The organism is Microcoleus sp. B5-D4 (genome assembly GCF_036705145.1).
In the GTDB taxonomy this organism is placed as follows: Bacteria; Cyanobacteriota; Cyanobacteriia; order Cyanobacteriales; family Microcoleaceae; genus Microcoleus.
This window is the reverse complement of record NZ_JAUBTV010000050.1, coordinates 39,729-56,019: the sequence shown is the minus strand read 5'-3', so window position 1 is coordinate 56,019 and position 16,291 is coordinate 39,729. Positions and strand designations below refer to the sequence as shown.

At 50.9% G+C, this 16,291-nt stretch carries 8 protein-coding genes; 7 read left to right on the top strand and 1 reads right to left on the bottom strand.

The genetic code is table 11. The annotated features are described in order from the left end of the window. Nucleotides 1-109: 109 nt before the first annotated feature. On the top strand, nt 110-1,255 hold the full coding sequence (tilS, locus tag QUB10_RS21540; RefSeq protein ID WP_333205335.1) for a tRNA lysidine(34) synthetase TilS: 1,146 nt from the start codon (nt 110-112) through the stop codon (nt 1,253-1,255). Here tilS and hmpF read toward each other — a convergent pair. Next, complete coding sequence (gene hmpF, locus QUB10_RS21535) at nt 1,252-2,997, bottom strand: pilus motility taxis protein HmpF (RefSeq protein WP_333205334.1); 1,746 nt, start codon at nt 2,995-2,997, stop codon at nt 1,252-1,254. The genes tilS and hmpF overlap by 4 nt on opposite strands. A gap of 786 nt (nt 2,998-3,783) precedes the next feature. Here hmpF and QUB10_RS21530 point away from each other — a divergent pair. The 6 genes from QUB10_RS21530 (at nt 3,784) to QUB10_RS21505 (ending at nt 16,264) form a co-directional block, all read left to right on the top strand. Further along, nucleotides 3,784-3,987, top strand: a complete 204-nt coding sequence (locus tag QUB10_RS21530; RefSeq protein ID WP_333205333.1) for a hypothetical protein — start codon at nt 3,784-3,786, stop codon at nt 3,985-3,987. 244 nt (nt 3,988-4,231) lie between these two features. After that, complete coding sequence (locus QUB10_RS21525; protein ID WP_333205332.1) at nt 4,232-5,470, top strand: response regulator; 1,239 nt, start codon at nt 4,232-4,234, stop codon at nt 5,468-5,470. Nucleotides 5,471-6,169: 699 nt separating this feature from the next. Further along, entirely contained in the window at nt 6,170-6,703 is a 534-nt protein-coding gene (locus tag QUB10_RS21520; protein ID WP_333205336.1) for a chemotaxis protein CheW, read from the top strand. Between the two features lie 147 nt (nt 6,704-6,850). Next, complete coding sequence (locus QUB10_RS21515; protein WP_333205331.1) at nt 6,851-9,943, top strand: methyl-accepting chemotaxis protein; 3,093 nt, start codon at nt 6,851-6,853, stop codon at nt 9,941-9,943. A gap of 57 nt (nt 9,944-10,000) precedes the next feature. Next, on the top strand, nt 10,001-10,903 hold the full coding sequence (locus tag QUB10_RS21510) for an HNH endonuclease (RefSeq protein ID WP_333205330.1): 903 nt from the start codon (nt 10,001-10,003) through the stop codon (nt 10,901-10,903). 51 nt (nt 10,904-10,954) lie between these two features. Continuing rightward, nucleotides 10,955-16,264, top strand: coding sequence for a response regulator (locus tag QUB10_RS21505; RefSeq protein ID WP_333205329.1), 5,310 nt, complete (start codon nt 10,955-10,957; stop codon nt 16,262-16,264). Nucleotides 16,265-16,291 lie beyond the last annotated feature (27 nt).

Here is a 16,291-nt window from a genome sequence, read left to right as displayed (position 1 = left end):
GTCCTTTTTGGACGGGCGGGACGCCCATCCCACAATAACAATTAAAATTGTAAGTTATTTAATTCGCGATCCTAACTTCCTGATTTTTGCTTAATAAAAAACTGCTCTCATGGCTGAATCTTCCAATTGGACGCACCTGCACGCTCAAGTACACAGGACGCTGCTGTACCGACAAATATTGCCATCAAATCAGCGATTGCTAGTAGCAGTATCCGGCGGACAAGATTCTCTGTGTTTAATTAAATTACTGCTAGATTTGCAGCCAAAATGGGGGTGGAACCTAGCGATTGTTCACTGCGATCATCGTTGGCGTTCTGACTCGGAAGCCTCGGCCAATCATGTAGAACAATTAGCTAAAAACTGGGGAATATCCTACTATTTGGAAACAGCCTCGGAAATTTCCAAAACAGAAGCAGCCGCCAGAAAGTGGCGATATCAAACTTTAACCGAAATTGCGATCGCCCACAACTACCCCTACATTGTTACAGGCCACACAGCCAGCGATCGCGCCGAAACACTCCTCTACAACCTGATTCGTGGCAGTGGCGCCGATGGACTTTCTGCGCTCACCTGGACACGCCCCCTGCTCGATTTTCGATTGCCGATTTTCGATTATCGAGTGGGGAATTCCGGCGAAAATTCCAACTCCCAAATATCTGGCGATTTTAGATTGGAAAATCAGGATGAAAATTCCCAATCGATAATCCAAAATCTAAAATCTAAAATCTATTTAGTTCGTCCTTTGCTCGAAATAACTCGATCGCAAACAGGTCAATTTTGTCAAGAGCAAAAACTACCAATTTGGGAAGATTCCACAAATCAAGACTTGCAATATACTCGCAACCGGATTCGATCGGAATTATTGCCTTATTTGGAAACTCATTTCAACCCAAAAGCCCAACAAGCCCTAGCCCAAACAGCCGAACTTCTCCGCGCCGACGTAGAATATCTCGAACTTGCAGCCAGCGACTTGCTACAGCGAGCCATGTCTCCAATTGCAGACAGCCCGCCGATGAATTTTCAACTTCCCGTCAGGTTAAATCGCCCGATTTTGCGGGAAGCACCCCTGGCATTGCAGCGACGGGCAATGCGGCAACTACTGCAACAAATATTGCCCTCGGCGCCGAGTTTTGAAAGCGTAGAAAAACTAACCAGCTTAATCGTAGCGCCCAACCGATCGCAAACCGATCCATTTCCTGGAGGAGCGATCGGTCGAGTCGAACACCCTTCGATAATTTTAGATCTTAAATTTTAAGCTTTTATCAAACCCGAAAGGACTTGTCGCAAATCGGAAACTACCCGATCTTGCTCCTCTCCTGTCTGCTGCACGCGGTCGAGTTCCCCCGCCGCCGCTTCGAGCTTTTGGCGTAGCCCATTCAAATTGTCCTGCACCGGTTGCAACATTTCTTGATAAACATTCACCCGGCCCCAGAGTTGCGCCACTGCACCTTTCTGGTTGAACAAATTCTGCTCTAACTGCTTGAGTTCGTAGCGTTTCGCCTCACTTTCCCCATTTTGGCGGTTGACATTTGCCTCAATTTGGGATATAGCTTCCCGCACCTGCTGAATTTCGTTTTCCAGTCTTTGCAATTCTTGGCTTTGCTGCTGCCGCTGAGTATTGAGCTGTGCGACAATCGGCCCCAAATCAATATCTCCTCGCTCTTGTTTTGAAGCATTAGCAGTACCCAGCCGTCGCCACAGCACCGCCTGATGCTGCTTTAAAACATCTTCCCGTTCCTGCAACCGGAGGCGCTGTCCCACCAGAGTTTCGTTTAACATCTGATAACTTTCGAGTTCATCTGCCATTTCATTTTCCAAAGCCATGCGATCGTACTCGGAAGCCGCTTGAATTTTCCCTTGCAGCTCCTCGATTGTCTCCCGCTGCAGAGTCAACTCCTCCTCTTGATCGTTAACAAACCGGAACACCTTTTCCAAATCGTGTTGCAGGTGTTGCACCAGCCCCTGTAACTCATCAACAGGCATCTTCTCCAAAGCTGACACATCTACTTTTTGCTCCGTACCCGCAGTACCCGAAGCAGATGCGAGCCTGGAAACTTGCTGGTAAAGATCCTCAACAGCCCGCACCTGCAAAGACACTGACTGAGCCTGGTCCTGCTTAGCGCTGAGGGTACTTTGCTGCCCTTTAAGCTCCGCCCGAGCCCCGGCCAAAGCATCTTGAGATTGGTACCACTCTTGCCAGCGGTTTTGGAGGCTCTGATTTTGTCGATCGACCTCTTCTTGTTGCTGTTGAGCTATGCTCTGTTTTTGCTCCAACTGCTGCCAGTGCTGATCCAGAATTGCCTGTTGAGCGCCCACGGCACCAAGAGACTGATTCATTTGTTCCCGCACCCCTTGGGCCGAAGCAATTGCCCCTCCCAGCTTCTGCATCAACTCCTGAATCCTCTGCGTCTGCTGCTCATCAACTACTGCCCCCTGGGGAACCTCAGACTGCTGCTGGGCCACCCGTTGCTGCTCGCCCCGCAACTGTTCCCAAGCCGTCTCCATTTCCACGCGGCTGCGATCGACTTCTTCTCGCAGTCGGTTAGCTTCATCTCGAGTATTTTCAATTTCTGAGCGCTGAGCCTCCAGTCGCTCCAACTCCTCTTCCATTTGAGCCAACTGCTCTTCGCGGGCTTGCATTTCCATTTCCCGGCGATTGAGTTCCTGACTCGAAAACGTCAGAGAAGCCTTCCACTGTTCAATTTCCTCTTCCTTATCCTTAAACTTGTCCTGCAATCGCGAGAAATTTTGCAGAATGCTCACCAACTGGCGGGCCGCCTCCTGAATCCGCTGCACTTGCTTGCTAGCGCTCAACTCAACCAGCACCAACGTGCCGTCGTTAAACTTATTAGCTTCCTCAACTGGGATCGCGTCATCACCTGGTACGGCGCTCCAGTTATGTTCGCCCCGCTGACAAGCTAGCAGTTTCAGTTCAGCCTTACCGCCACCGAGACCAAAGCCGCTTCTCTGTTTTTGTACTTCCGCTAGATACAGCACACTAATAGTCCTCTGCTTCGTAAAACCTATCCCAACTTACTTTAAGTTACTTAAAGGCCTAAAAGATAAGTGGTGTTTACTTCCTACGCTGTTGGGTAGACGGCTAATCCCAACATAAGTAGGCTATCCCCCTTAAGCCAAAGGTTCTTTACTAAAGATAACATTGTGTGCGATCTTTAGTCAACTTACCTAAAGTAAACAAGTATAGACAAGTAAGGATAACTTTTTGCCAACAAAGTCTTACTTTTTGGTGTCGTTTGCCCAATCGGGGGATAGCATTTTTTTCTAACTTTTCTTCAGCACTCACGCATAGCACGTTCTCACGGGAGAACTTCCAGAAAGTACGGCCGCCACCAGTTGTCTGGAGGAATGAGAGAGCAGTACCAATGCCGCTTGATTCAAGACTAGCTCTCACTGCGGGGACTGCCATAAGCCAAAGGTGAAAAAGGTCAGTCCGTCAAAAACTTTCTATTGATTGTACCAGGCTTTAGTTGCGGCTCGATCGTCAGAAAAGCCATCGCTGCCCCCAAGCGGACGCCATCCTCCGGCGGACTAGGGATTTGAACCGCGCTGCCTTAGAATAGGGTAATGACGCGAGCCTATGACGCTCGCGGAGGGCGAGCAAAAAGGTCGATCGGCACTGAGGGTTTTCCTGACAATTACCAACAAAGGTTCATTTTGACTGCACCTGATTTTAGGGCTGTGGCAAACCCAAAAAAAACCTCGATCGCAACTCATCTAACCCAACAGACTAGCCTCAAGTTCCCATAGGGGATCGATCGGCACTTGCTGCTGGTAGCAGCGGTAAAACCAGAGAATCCTCGGTATTTTGAAGTTGACCTACGCCAAGATGTGCTGGAGAAACTGACGGCATACTCAGCCAAAAACTTCAAAACTTTGGCGATCGAAGACTTGAACCAGTCGGGAATGCCAGCCTTGCACACTCGCGCGATCCCGTGCAACCGTGCAATGTGGATTCTACGAGTTTAGGCAACGCCGTGGGAATACAAGGTGAAACTCTACACTTAGAGAATGCCGCGAGTTTCGCGGTTTCAGCTTGTGGACTGGTAGCGCGGCCGACTTAGGCAGCAAGTATCGCCCTTTCGTCAATTCCCAATAGTGAGATCAGCATCAGCGCGTAAATTATTGACGGAAACTAAAGTTAATCTTTTCGCCAGCACACAGTCTTTCCGATCTCAGGCGCCAACGGTTTTAAGGAGGATACTTTAGCTGCATGCAGGGAAATTTGAGTGAAATAGACATCCGCAGCATCCTGCAATTGATTGAGTTAGGTCAGCGAACCGGAGAACTGTTCGTAGAGGCCTACACCTCCACCGGCAGCAGCACGGGTACTCAACCTACCCCGCGCTCCCTTGCAGGACAATCCTGGTATGTCTTCTGCTTCAACGGTCAGATTATTTACGCTACCCAGAGTGCGGGCAGTTTGTTTCGCTTGCGCGACTACCTGCGCCGCTACAAAGCAGATACCGCCCTCGACAAAATCCAAGTTCCCTATATGGCATCTACCAATGCCCCAGAATACGGCTACCTATGGGCCCTGCTCGAAAACCACATCCTCACCCCAGCTCAAGGGCGCAACATCATCCAGAGCATGATCCACGAAACCCTATTTGACTTGCTCAGTCTCCACCAGGGTTCCTTCACTTTTGAAATGGGCCCAGCTTTGGCTCCTCAACTGACCAGCTTAGAAATTAGCTCCCTGCTGGCAAAGATTGTCAAACAGGTGCAGCAGTGGAAGCAGTTTCACCCTCACATTCAGTCGCCCAACCAATGCCCGGTGATTTCCGACCCCTCCGAGCTGCGAGTCGCACTGCCTGTCAATACCTTTAATACTCTCAGACGCTGGGCCGACGGGCACACTTCCATCCGCCAAATGGCGCGCTACCTCAACCGAGACGTGCTCACTGTCGCTAAGGCGATTTATCCATTTGTGCAGCAGGGATTGGTGCAAGTATTTTACGAACCCTCTGTGGCCCCCACCAACAACAAAAAAGAATGGTCGTCCCTAGAAACCAAGGTTCCCAGAGTTGTCTGTATAGACGACGACAATACTATTCGCAAAACAGTCGAGTCAATTTTAAATGAACACGGTTACGAAGCTACTACGATCGGCAATCCCCTCCAAGCATTGAGTTTGGTGTTTCCACTCAAACCCGATTTAATTCTGTGTGATATCGCCATGCCGGAACTCGACGGCTACGAAATTTGCGCTATGCTGCGTAGTTCTAGCGCTTTCCGGCAGACGCCGATCGTGATGCTGACGGGCATCGACGGATTTATCGACCGCGTTAAAGCCCGCATGGCGGGAGCTACAGACTTTTACACCAAACCTTTTGGTGAAAGCGAGTTATTGATGCTGGTAGAAAAATATGTGGGTCCGGGCTACCCTCGGGTCAATCTCTCAGAAAGATTATTAGACCGATCGCTAGAAGACCAATTAGAAGAAAAATAACTTTCGCACCGATGCCATGATGGGAGCTTTTTTGTACCTGCGGTTAGATCAAGTCTCGGCCGCCACAAAGAGAAAGCTCGCGGGCACTATTGGCGATCGCACCATAAACTAGAATGTATTAATCCGCGCGCTGGCATAAGGGCGTCGGTAAAACTCTGTTCAATTTCTAGACCCATGTGGGTCTAACACGCTCAAAGTGCAAATATAATATACTTGTTCTCCACTTGTAGCCGCTCCGAAAAACTGATGTACAGAGCTACTTATGGCTAGGTATTTCTGTACAAAGTCAGAGAGTCCAATTCTCAGTCTTAAGTGACTCCGTTGATGATTGTCGCGACACCAGCCATGTCAACAAATCCTCGCTAATCCGAGTATCGGTTTAGCATTCATCGCAGAAATTACCTAGAGTTTTACCAATTGAGACGGCGGTGGGAGTACAAAGTGAAGCTTTAGGGGTTTCAAATTAATTGTTCGTAGTCGATTTGAGCTAATTTGCCAGCAAAAGTCGCGCGAATTTATTGATGGCAGTCAATTATTGACGGAGCAAATTTATTGCCCAGCACCTCCGGCCGTCGCGCCATTCACCCCTTGGCTGTGTCAAGCTTGGCTGTGTCAAGTTTCGACCATCGAAGTTTCGATCCGGTTCTTCTTGGCGGGAAACCTCAACAATTTGCTAGAAATGCAGGTGTCAGAATTATGATTAGCGGTAGCCCAGACTTTATATTACCAGGACTAGGCGTAGATCCGGCTCCGGAATTCCAAGAACTAGAAACTCCCGAAGGCGAGCTGCACCTGCGGTTCTACGTTCCTTCGGGGAACGAGTTCGCACTGCCAGCGACAGGGATTAGAGAGGTACTATCCCCGTCCCCAGACCGCATGACACCGATCCCCAACGTTTCCTCTTTGCTTTTAGGTACGCTAAATATGAGAGGACGAGTGATTTGGGTGGCAGACCTCGGCCAATTTCTGGGAGACCAAACACCTCTGAACACAGATAGACCCGAAATCCCGATCGTGGCTGTGGAAGACCAAGACACGATTTTGGGGCTGGCAGTCGATCGAATTGTGGGGATGGACTGGCTCGACGTAGAGCAACTGCACTCTCAGAACAATGCACCAGACGGCATGATTCCATTTCTGAGGGGAGAATGGATATTAGGTGCACAAGCGACTAAAGTGCTCCGACTGCTAGATCAAGTGAAAATTCTGCGCTCGGCGCGGTGGGCAGCGTGAAATCGATTTTAGATTTGCGATTTGCGATTTTCGATTGGGGTCTAACCATCAACAGTCACACGACTTGAGGCGCGCATCTAAACATTCAATTCAAGATAAAAATCAAAAATCTCAAATCTAAAATCTAAAATCCAAAGAGGGCGGCAAATGGCAACAAGTACCAACTTTCAGCAGGACTACCAACGGGCAGAAGCGGCCTACATGGATGGCAATTATTCAGAAGCCGCAGCCCTAGTTTATCAATTAGTAGAAGATTTTCCCGAAGACCCCAGCGCTCGCTTGCTGTGCGGACACATTTACTGCTACGGACTGCAACAGTATGAGGTGGCGCGGGAACAGTACACGGTTGTGCTAGGCCTGAGTGACGACCAGAGTTTGGTGGAACACGCTCACAGCGGAATTACCTACACTGACCAATTTTTATCTGGAGAACTACAAACGGAAAATTTCGAGGCTTTGTCTGCTGAAACTGAATTAGAATTCTACCCAGACTTATCTCTCGATGAAGGGTTAGAAGACCCGGATTTGGGACTTTTCCAAGGAAATTCCCCATCCCTTTCCTATAGAAGTCAATCCCCAGACGACTTGGAAAACGAGGACTTGGCAGACTTGGGCATGAGTGGCTTGGGGTGGGAAGCAGAAGACGACGATCGCGCAGGCTCAGTCCCAGATTTAGCCTCACATTCTAACCCCTTTGGTGGCGACAGCGGCGGAATGGCAGCTTATGCTGAGAACTCCGACTCGCTAGACATAGACGAGTTTGCCGACTCGGACTTTGGAGACCCTTTCGCCTTAGATGATGGAGGGTTTGATGGTGCTGACTTGTCTAGCAGCAAAGTGTCTGCCAAAAGCGCACCTTACTCAGGAGATTCGTTTTCAGAAGCTCCGACTCAGATGCTCAACGGTCAAAGTTTTGCCTCAAAAGAAATCGGGAATTCCTTCGACTCGAACCAACTAGACTCCCCCATCGGCCCCTCGGACAATTTTGGCGAACCTTTTGCGGAGCTCGATTTGCCAGACGAATTCGACGATAACTCCGACTACGACTACCAATCCCCGCCCCAGAGTGGTCAAAATTACGGTCATAACGCACCAGGGGCCGAAGAGGAAGACCCCTTTGCCGAGGCGATGCCCTCGTCGGGTTTCGGGTCTTCTCGACCTCAAAACAAACAGCCGAATAACGGGTCGGACTACTCGTCAAACTATTCGCTGGCGGAAGACGAAACGCTGTTGATGGGAGGTGCTGTCCCCAACTCTCACTCGTCAAGGTCGAGCCGGGGACAATTTAATTCAGTCGATCCACCCTCTGCCAACAGCAACGGTTACAGCGACTCGGAACCCCCGGCATTTAGCTCTCGAGACAACTTCGAGTTAGATGCTTTTGAAGACGACGCTTTTAGCGATTCTTTCTCTTTCGACGAAAACGAACAAGCAACAGCTTTCGGGGCGTCCGACAAGAACCACAGCGCCTGGTCGTCCAAAGCTGGGAACGCTCAAGAACACAGCGACTTTTTAGACGAATTTGACGAGTTTGACGATTTGGGCAATTTGCCCGACTTTGACATCTCAGAAGATGCCACCAGTTCGATCTTGACTAGAAATAACACCAATTTCGGCAACTCGACCAGCGGCATGATGGGAACGACTGGCAGCAGCCTGGACTTTGATAACAGCGATGGCTCAGCAATTCGGGATGACGAAATATTTAGCATAAGCGGCCCGGCTGATGCGTCTGTGTCGAGTTTTTCTCCCACCGAAACAGAAGCGGTCGATACTTCGGTAACAGTAGAACAGGGGGGACTGGCTTTCTTGGAAAATGCCCCTTTGTTTACAAAACAGTTGTACACGGCAATCGGGGCGGGACTGGTTTCTCTGGTAGCTGTGGCTTTCGTCACCAACATTGCCTCCTATCAAGCTCTGCGGCAAGACAAACCGGAGGCGATCGTTTACCTGCGCCAAACAGGCTGGGTAATGACAGCAGCAGCAGGCTTTACGAGCTTTTTAACTTCTTGGGGCATCGGCCAGTTGATCGCCAAGCAGGTACGCAAGTCGTCGGATAATTTGCAAGCTCAGTTCGATGCGGTATCTCAAGGAACTTTGGACGCTCGCGCTACGGTTTACTCGGAAGATGAATTTGGCAAAATGGCTGCTAAATTCAACCACATGGCGAAGGTCATCCAAACCACGATTAGCGATACCAGGCGCAAGTCTGACGAGCAGGAACAGGCAAAAGAAGACTTGCAGCGCCAAGTGATTCGCTTGCTAGACGACGTGGAAGGAGCGGCTCGGGGTGACTTGACGGTGACTGCAGAAGTGACCGCAGACGTTTTGGGTGCTGTGGCTGACTCGTTTAACTTGACAATTCAAAATCTGCGCGAAATTGTCCATCAGGTGAAGCAAGCGGCTCGGGAGGTCAGCAAAGGCGCGACAGATAGTGCTAAGTTTGCGGGCGATTTGTCTTCCGACGCGCTGCGGCAAGCTGAGGAACTGGCGGCAACGCTGAATTCGGTACAAGTCCTCACCGATGCGATTCAGCGGGTCGCAGAGAGCGCTAGAGAGGCGGAAGAAGTGGCCCGGGGGGCGGCGGCAACGGCTCTGAAAGGTGGCGAGGCTGTGGAGCGGACGGTGGCGGGGATTTTGGAAATTCGAGAAACCGTAGCAGAAACTACGAGAAAAGTCAAGAGGTTGGCGGAAGCTTCTCAAGAAATTTCTAAGATTGTGGCTTTAATTGCGACGATCGCCTCCCGAACGAATTTGTTGGCCCTCAACGCCAGTATTGAGGCGGCGAGAGCTGGGGAAGCGGGCAGGGGTTTCGCGATCGTGGCAGACGAGGTGCGACAATTGGCAGACCGATCGGCTAAGTCTTTGAAAGAAATCGAACAGATCGTGATGCAAATTCAAAGCGAAACCGGCGCGGTAATGACGGCGATGGAAGAAGGGACGCAGCAAGTTATTGAGGGGACAAGATTGGCAGAACAGGCGAAGCGATCTCTTGAAGATATCATTCAAGTAACTAACCGAATTGACGTGTTAGTGCGATCGATTACTGCCGACACTGTAGAGCAAAACGAAACAGCTCGCGCCGTGGCCAGTGTGATGCAAGCAGTAGAGCTGACCGCTCAGGAAACGTCCCAAGAAGCGCAGCGAGTTTCGGGTGCTTTGCAAAATTTGGTAGGCGTTGCTCGCGACCTTTTGACATCGGTGGAAAGATTCCGAGTAGAAACAGCAGAAAGACAATAATCAATTGTCTAATGCTTTTTTTGCGGGCTGATTTACAATCACATTAGTGTGGCCATAATGGCATACAAAAAGCAACCTCGCAGTCTTGAAACCGCTGCGGGGATGCCAATCCAACACCTAAACAAAGTAGGAGTTGCACAGATGGACGATAACATAGTAGAGGTAATACCGGGCATCTTTGGTGAAGTTCAGCCGACGGGCTGTATTATCTCTACCCTAACCAAATCTAGCAGTGGCTATGCCAATAAAAGACTTCGCATTAACGGTGAATGGAAAACGTTTACTGTCCACCGTTTAGTATTAGAAAATATCTTAGGTCGTCCGATTAGACCGGAATACTTTGCTTGCCACACTTGTGATGTCCGCAACTGCATTAATCCAAACCATTTATGGGAAGGTTCTAGACTGGAAAATTCTCAAGATAGGTTTAAGAAAGGACGAATTAAAGATGTAGGAAGTACATCTGCGCCGAAACCTCAAAAACAAGTGCGAGGCATAGAAGTAATTCCAGGCATTCGCGCTGAAATACAGCCGAACGGCTGCATGATTTGTACCTTGGCTAAAAGAAGTGATGGTTACGCCATTAAAGGTACTAAAATTAAGGGCAAAACTCAAAGCTTCTACGCTCACAGACTGGTACTGGAACACAGACTGGGAAGACCTGTTAAACCCGGTTATTTTGCGTGTCACAGTTGCGACGATCGCGGTTGTGTCAATCCTGACCATTTGTGGGAAGGAACCCCCGCCGATAACTCCCGCGATGCTATAGAAAAAAACCGCTTTCCTTTCGTTCCCGGCAAGATATCTGTCCACCGCAAACTCCAACCCGAACAGGTGCGGGAGATTCGCTATCTTTTAAGTGAGGGCATATCGAAAAGAAAAATAGCCAGAACATTTGCCATATCTCGCAGTCAGATTATTCTCTTGGCAAGGGGCGAGATCTACAGAGACCTTCTCTAGAACTACTAACATAGACCCAATACAATAACGCTTAAAATCAGGAATAAAACTATGCTGCCGGAGCAACAACAGAGGATAATGGGCTACTTTATTGAGGAGGCAAAAGACCACCTCAATACGATCGAACAAGGCTTGCTGAATCTGCAAACCACGATCGAAGACCCAGAACTGGTCAACGAAGTATTTAGGGCCGCTCACTCTGTCAAAGGAGGAGCAGCAATGCTGGGGCTGACCAGCATTCAGCAAACAGCTCACAGACTAGAAGATAGTTTTAAAGTATTAAAAGAGTGCAGCGTTAAAGTAGACCAACAGCTAGAGTCCCTTTTTCTGCGAATTTTTGACACATTGCAAGGGCTGTTAGAGCAACTGTCGGGGCCTTTTGGACTGACAGAGGAATTGGGAGAACAGATGGTTCGAGAATTAGAACCAGTATTTGAAGAACTTAACGGGCACTTGGGGGGACTCGTTGGACACGGAGAACACCATGCAGACGAGAGCTACGCGATGCCAGTACCCGAACCAGTTATGGCGGGGGTGGGCGTCGGGGCCTTTGCCTCATCAAAGAGTTTTCCAGATGCGCGGTCAGTTTACGCACCTGATGTTAGAGCAACAGAAGACAGCGCGCTGCAGCTAGTATTTGACTCGGACGTGCCGGCGAGGATGCGGGAACTCCTGCAAGAGTTTAAACAGCCGGAGGGGCCAGAAAGCAGGCGCCAACTCAAGAACATTTGTCGGAACTTGCTCAGGGCAGGGGAAGAATTTGAACTGCCCTGCTGGATAGAATTGATCCAAGCTGTATCCAAGGCGATCGCCAACCCGGACAATACCTACCGTACCTTAGCCGCAATAATCATAAGAGACATCAAACAAGCGCAAGAACTGGTAATTTCTGGTCTAGAATCGTCGATCGCACCAAGCGCAAAACTTCTGGCGCTGCAGCCTGCTGTTCTGGTTCCCGAAACGGATTTTGAAGATTTGCTGGCCTTCGCTCAACCAAGTAAATCCGGGAAAAATGTGGTTTCTGTTGAGGATGAGGCTTGGGATCTGGTGGGTTCGGGCGATGCCCCGGATGGATTGAACAAGTTGCTGCCGAATATTTCTGGGCTGAGTATAGACGAGCTGTTCGACCAACTAGACAGTGGCGACAGCAACGATGACAGTGGCATTCGATCGGCCCAGTTCGACGAGGCCGCCTTCGCAGAATCGGATATAGAGACGGGTGCTTTTAGAGGCTCGACCCGCACCGGCCCGGAAGTGGGCGCGGCAGAACTCAACACTTTAGCTGACTTGTTTGACGGCGAGTCCCCGGATCTCGACGGCGCTTGGGAAGAAGAAGAAGACCTCGACTATGCACAGTCTTCTGGGATATCGGCGGGAATGCTGGGGTCAGACGATGACAATTCCGGCGATTTTACTGATTTGTTGTTTGACGAATACGATGCGGAAAGTTCCGAAACGAACACGAAGCCTCCGATTGATGACCTGACGAGTTTGTTTGGGGAGGATTTGCTGTTTGGAGAAGAGGCAGAGGGCTCGGCAGTAGCTGCCGATCAGAAAAATGGGGGTTCGAGCCAGCGGTTAACTCGCAAACAGCTTAAAACGGGTAACGGTAGGGGCGGTTTGGAGCGGCGAGACGACACGGTGGCCCCAGCCAGGGGACAAGCGGACGAAGATGCTCTCGGTACGCTGTTGGACGAAGTGGCTGCCCAAACTTCTGCTGGTGGTACGGACAATGCTGATTTCGAGAACTTGTTCGGCGATTTAGGCTTATCTGAGGCAACAGGTGGGCCGGCAGTCTCTTCGGAGTATTCCCTGAAGTCTGAGGCTTTAGACGGAGAATCGAAGGAGCCTGCAGCCGGGGGGGGCAATAATGATTCAGCGGAGGCAGAAGCGCTTGCTCTGCCTGAAATGGATGATTTCGAGTTGTTCTCTGAGCTGGGCGAGGACTCGGATTTGAGCGAGCTGTTGGGGATTACTTCTAATTTCCTTTCTTCAGAAGACGAAGGTGGGGAGAATGGGGGCGATCGAGATCAAGCTGCAGGCATCCCACAAAATGAGGAAATGGGCAACGTTCTTAACATGACATCAAATTCTGATTTAGATATCTCTGCGGATGAAAACTGGCTAGAAGATGCTTTCGGCCTGGAAGACGAGTCTGTGCAATCGCTCAACCTGGATATGGACGATAGGGATTTAGATGCGCTGTTTGGGGATATGACCTCGGGTGCGATTTCTGAGGATGAACAGACTGTGCGGGAGCGGCAAGGAGCGGGTACTTCCCGAGAAGCCGCAGATTTGGCTGAGCTATTCGGTTCTGTACCTACGGGTACCGAGTATGACGGAGAAGCTTCGGGGCAAGCCCGTGGGGGTTGGCCCAATGATGGGAATTCAGAATTGCTGAGTGCGGATGTGGGAGTTGATGAGGGAGACTTGGGGAGTTTGTTCGAGAACAATGGTGTGGCTGTTTCCGACCAAGGCTTGACAAATTCGGCAGGGGTAGAACTTCGGGCTGTGTCGGACGATCGTCCTGAGTCGGAAATTTCAAATGTCGAATCTGATGAGGGCGCAGCTTTCGATTTCTTGGAGGATATGTTTGGGGAAAGCATGGTGCTGCAGGGCGATGCTGGATCGGCGCCAGATGACGGCGCGGCTGTGGATGTGAAGGAGTTGTCTGCCGAACCTGCCGAGGATTTGGCAGGCGGGGTGAGTGCGGATTTGTTCGATCGAGCCGAAATAGATGGCGCCGGGGAGTCTGAGGGCGAAGATGATTTGTTTGATGCCCTGGAAACGGATTTTTTGAGTGCGGATTTAGAGCCGCTGCCTGCAGAATCTCTCGATGGTATGTTGGAGGGCGATGCTGACTTGCTCTCGGCGATGGAAACCGGCGCTACTCTCAACAACGCAGAGTTGGAGGGTTTTGATGATTTGTTGGATTCGATCGATGCTGAGGTTCTGGTGACTTCGGAACTGACGACGGGCTTTTGGGACGCTGAGGACGACTCGGCCGAGGCCGATTCCTCGGAGTTGGAAGAGGGATCGCTGGCAGACTTTTTTGCCGAGGCAGAATCAGGCGATGAGGATGCCGAAGGCAATTTTGACGATTTAGAAGCTCTGTTAATCGCAGGGGGTGCAGGAGCTGTCATAGCAGCTTCTGGAAGCACAAATCAGAGTCCGGTAAATACAGAAGTTTTCTCGGATCTCGAAGAACTCCTCAGCGAGAGCGCAACTATGCCGGAAATTCACGGGCTACCGGCGACAACTGCTAGTAAAGCTCCGCGCACTGCTGCCGATGAGAGCGACGACGAATTCGGCGATTTAGAAAAACTGCTCGAAGATCCCAAGGACGGCGGCCGCCAAGGGGAAGGCAATATGGGGCCGTCGGCGATCAACAGACCCAGGCGGAATGCCCGCGCGGGCGGGTTCGGCGACCAGACGATGCGGGTGCCGGTCAAGCAACTGGATAACCTCAGCAATTTGATGGGGGAACTGGTGGTAAACCGCAACAGTTTGGAGCAAGACCAAGAACGGATGCGACAGTTTTTGGACAATTTGCTGCACCAGGTGGCGCTGCTGAGCGATGTGAGCCAGCGGACTCAGGATTTCTACGAGCGGAGTCTTTTGGAGATTGCTTTGTTGGCAAACCGGCAGGGACACCGATCTGCCTGGCGCTCTGAGGATTCGGCCCACACAAGGGAAAGTGCCTGGAGACCAGAGGAAATGGACAGGTTTACTCCTTTTCACAGTTTGGCTCAAGAGATTATTGAGCTGATCGTGCGGGTGCGGGAGTCGGCTGCGGACATTGAGTTTTTGGTGGATGAGGCGGATCAGGTGACTCGCCAACTGCGACAAGTTACGACTCAACTGCAAGAAGGTTTGACTCGCGCCCGGATGAAGCCGTTTGCGGAGACGACGGACAGGCTGTTCCGGGCGGTGCGGGAAATCGCGATTAAGTGCGGGAAGCAGGCTCAGTTGCAGGTTGAGGGTAAGGAGATTTTGATCGACAAGATGATTGTGGATCAGCTATATGACCCGATGACTCATTTGGTGAACAATGCGATTACTCACGGGATCGAAGCGCCGGAAGTGCGTCTGGCGGCTGGGAAGCCTGCTGTCGGCAGGATTACGATTCGCGCTTTCCACCAAGGGAACCAAACCGTGGTTTCGGTTTCTGATGACGGGGCCGGAATTGACCCGCAAAAGGTGAAGGCGAAGGCGATTAAGCAGGGTATGCTGACGGCGGCTCAGGCTCAGAGGATGTCTCGCTCGGAAGTTTACGATTTGCTGTTTATGCCCGGTTTCAGCACTCAGGAACAGGCGACGGAGTATGCCGGCCGGGGGGTCGGTATGAATGTGGTGCAGACTTCGTTGCAGGAAATTCGGGGAACTGTGACGATTGATTCGACGCTCGGCAAGGGGACTGTGTTTACCATCCGTTTACCTCTGGTGTTGAGCATTTCTAAGGCTCTGACTTGCATTAGCGATCGAGCTCGCATTGCTTTCCCGATGGATGGGGTCGAGGATATGATCGATGTCCCTCGCGATCAGGTGACGACGGGGGCCGATGGTTTGCCTTGCATTGAGTGGCGGGGTCAAAGCTTGCCGTTCCGGCCACTGCGGGATTTGCTGGCTTACAGCCGCCATTTGGGTCGCGGCAGTGTTTACGGGTTTAATACTGACGATGACATGATTTCGGTGATCGTGCTGCGCTCTGCTGGCAATTTCTTGGCGGTGCAGGTGGATCAGGTTTCGACGGAACAGGAAATTGTGATCAAGCCGTTGGAAGGGCCGGTGCCGAAGCCGATCGGGATTGCTGGGGCCACGGTGCTCGGAGACGGTCGGATCGTGGCAATTGCGGATGTTCTGGAGCTGATCGATTTGGCGACGGGAAGGCTGCGGAAGGACACTGGCGGTACGCTTTGGGATGAGGGCGATCGGGCTGCTGCCGAGGCGGAAATCGAGAAGACTGAGCCGACTGTGCTGATTGTCGATGACTCGATTACGGTGCGATCGCTATTGTCTATTACTTTCGAGAAGTCTGGCTATCGTGTGGAAGAAGCTCGCGACGGTAAGGAAGCTTGGGAAAAGATGAAATCTGGTCTGCCTTGCGATATCGTTTTCTGCGATATTGAAATGCCGAGAATGGACGGTTTGGAACTACTTTCTCGGATGCAGAAGGATGCGGTTTTGTGTGAATTGCCGATCGCGATGCTAACTTCTCGCGGTGCTGACAGACACCGCCAAATGGCTTACAGTTTGGGCGCGAAGGGCTATTTCACTAAGCCTTATTTGGAGGAGCAATTGCTTGATGCTGCTTCTCGGATGTTGAAAGGTGAGGTTGTTGGTGCTCCGGTTGGTGTGTAATGTGTAAATCTGCTTTTATCTGCGGTT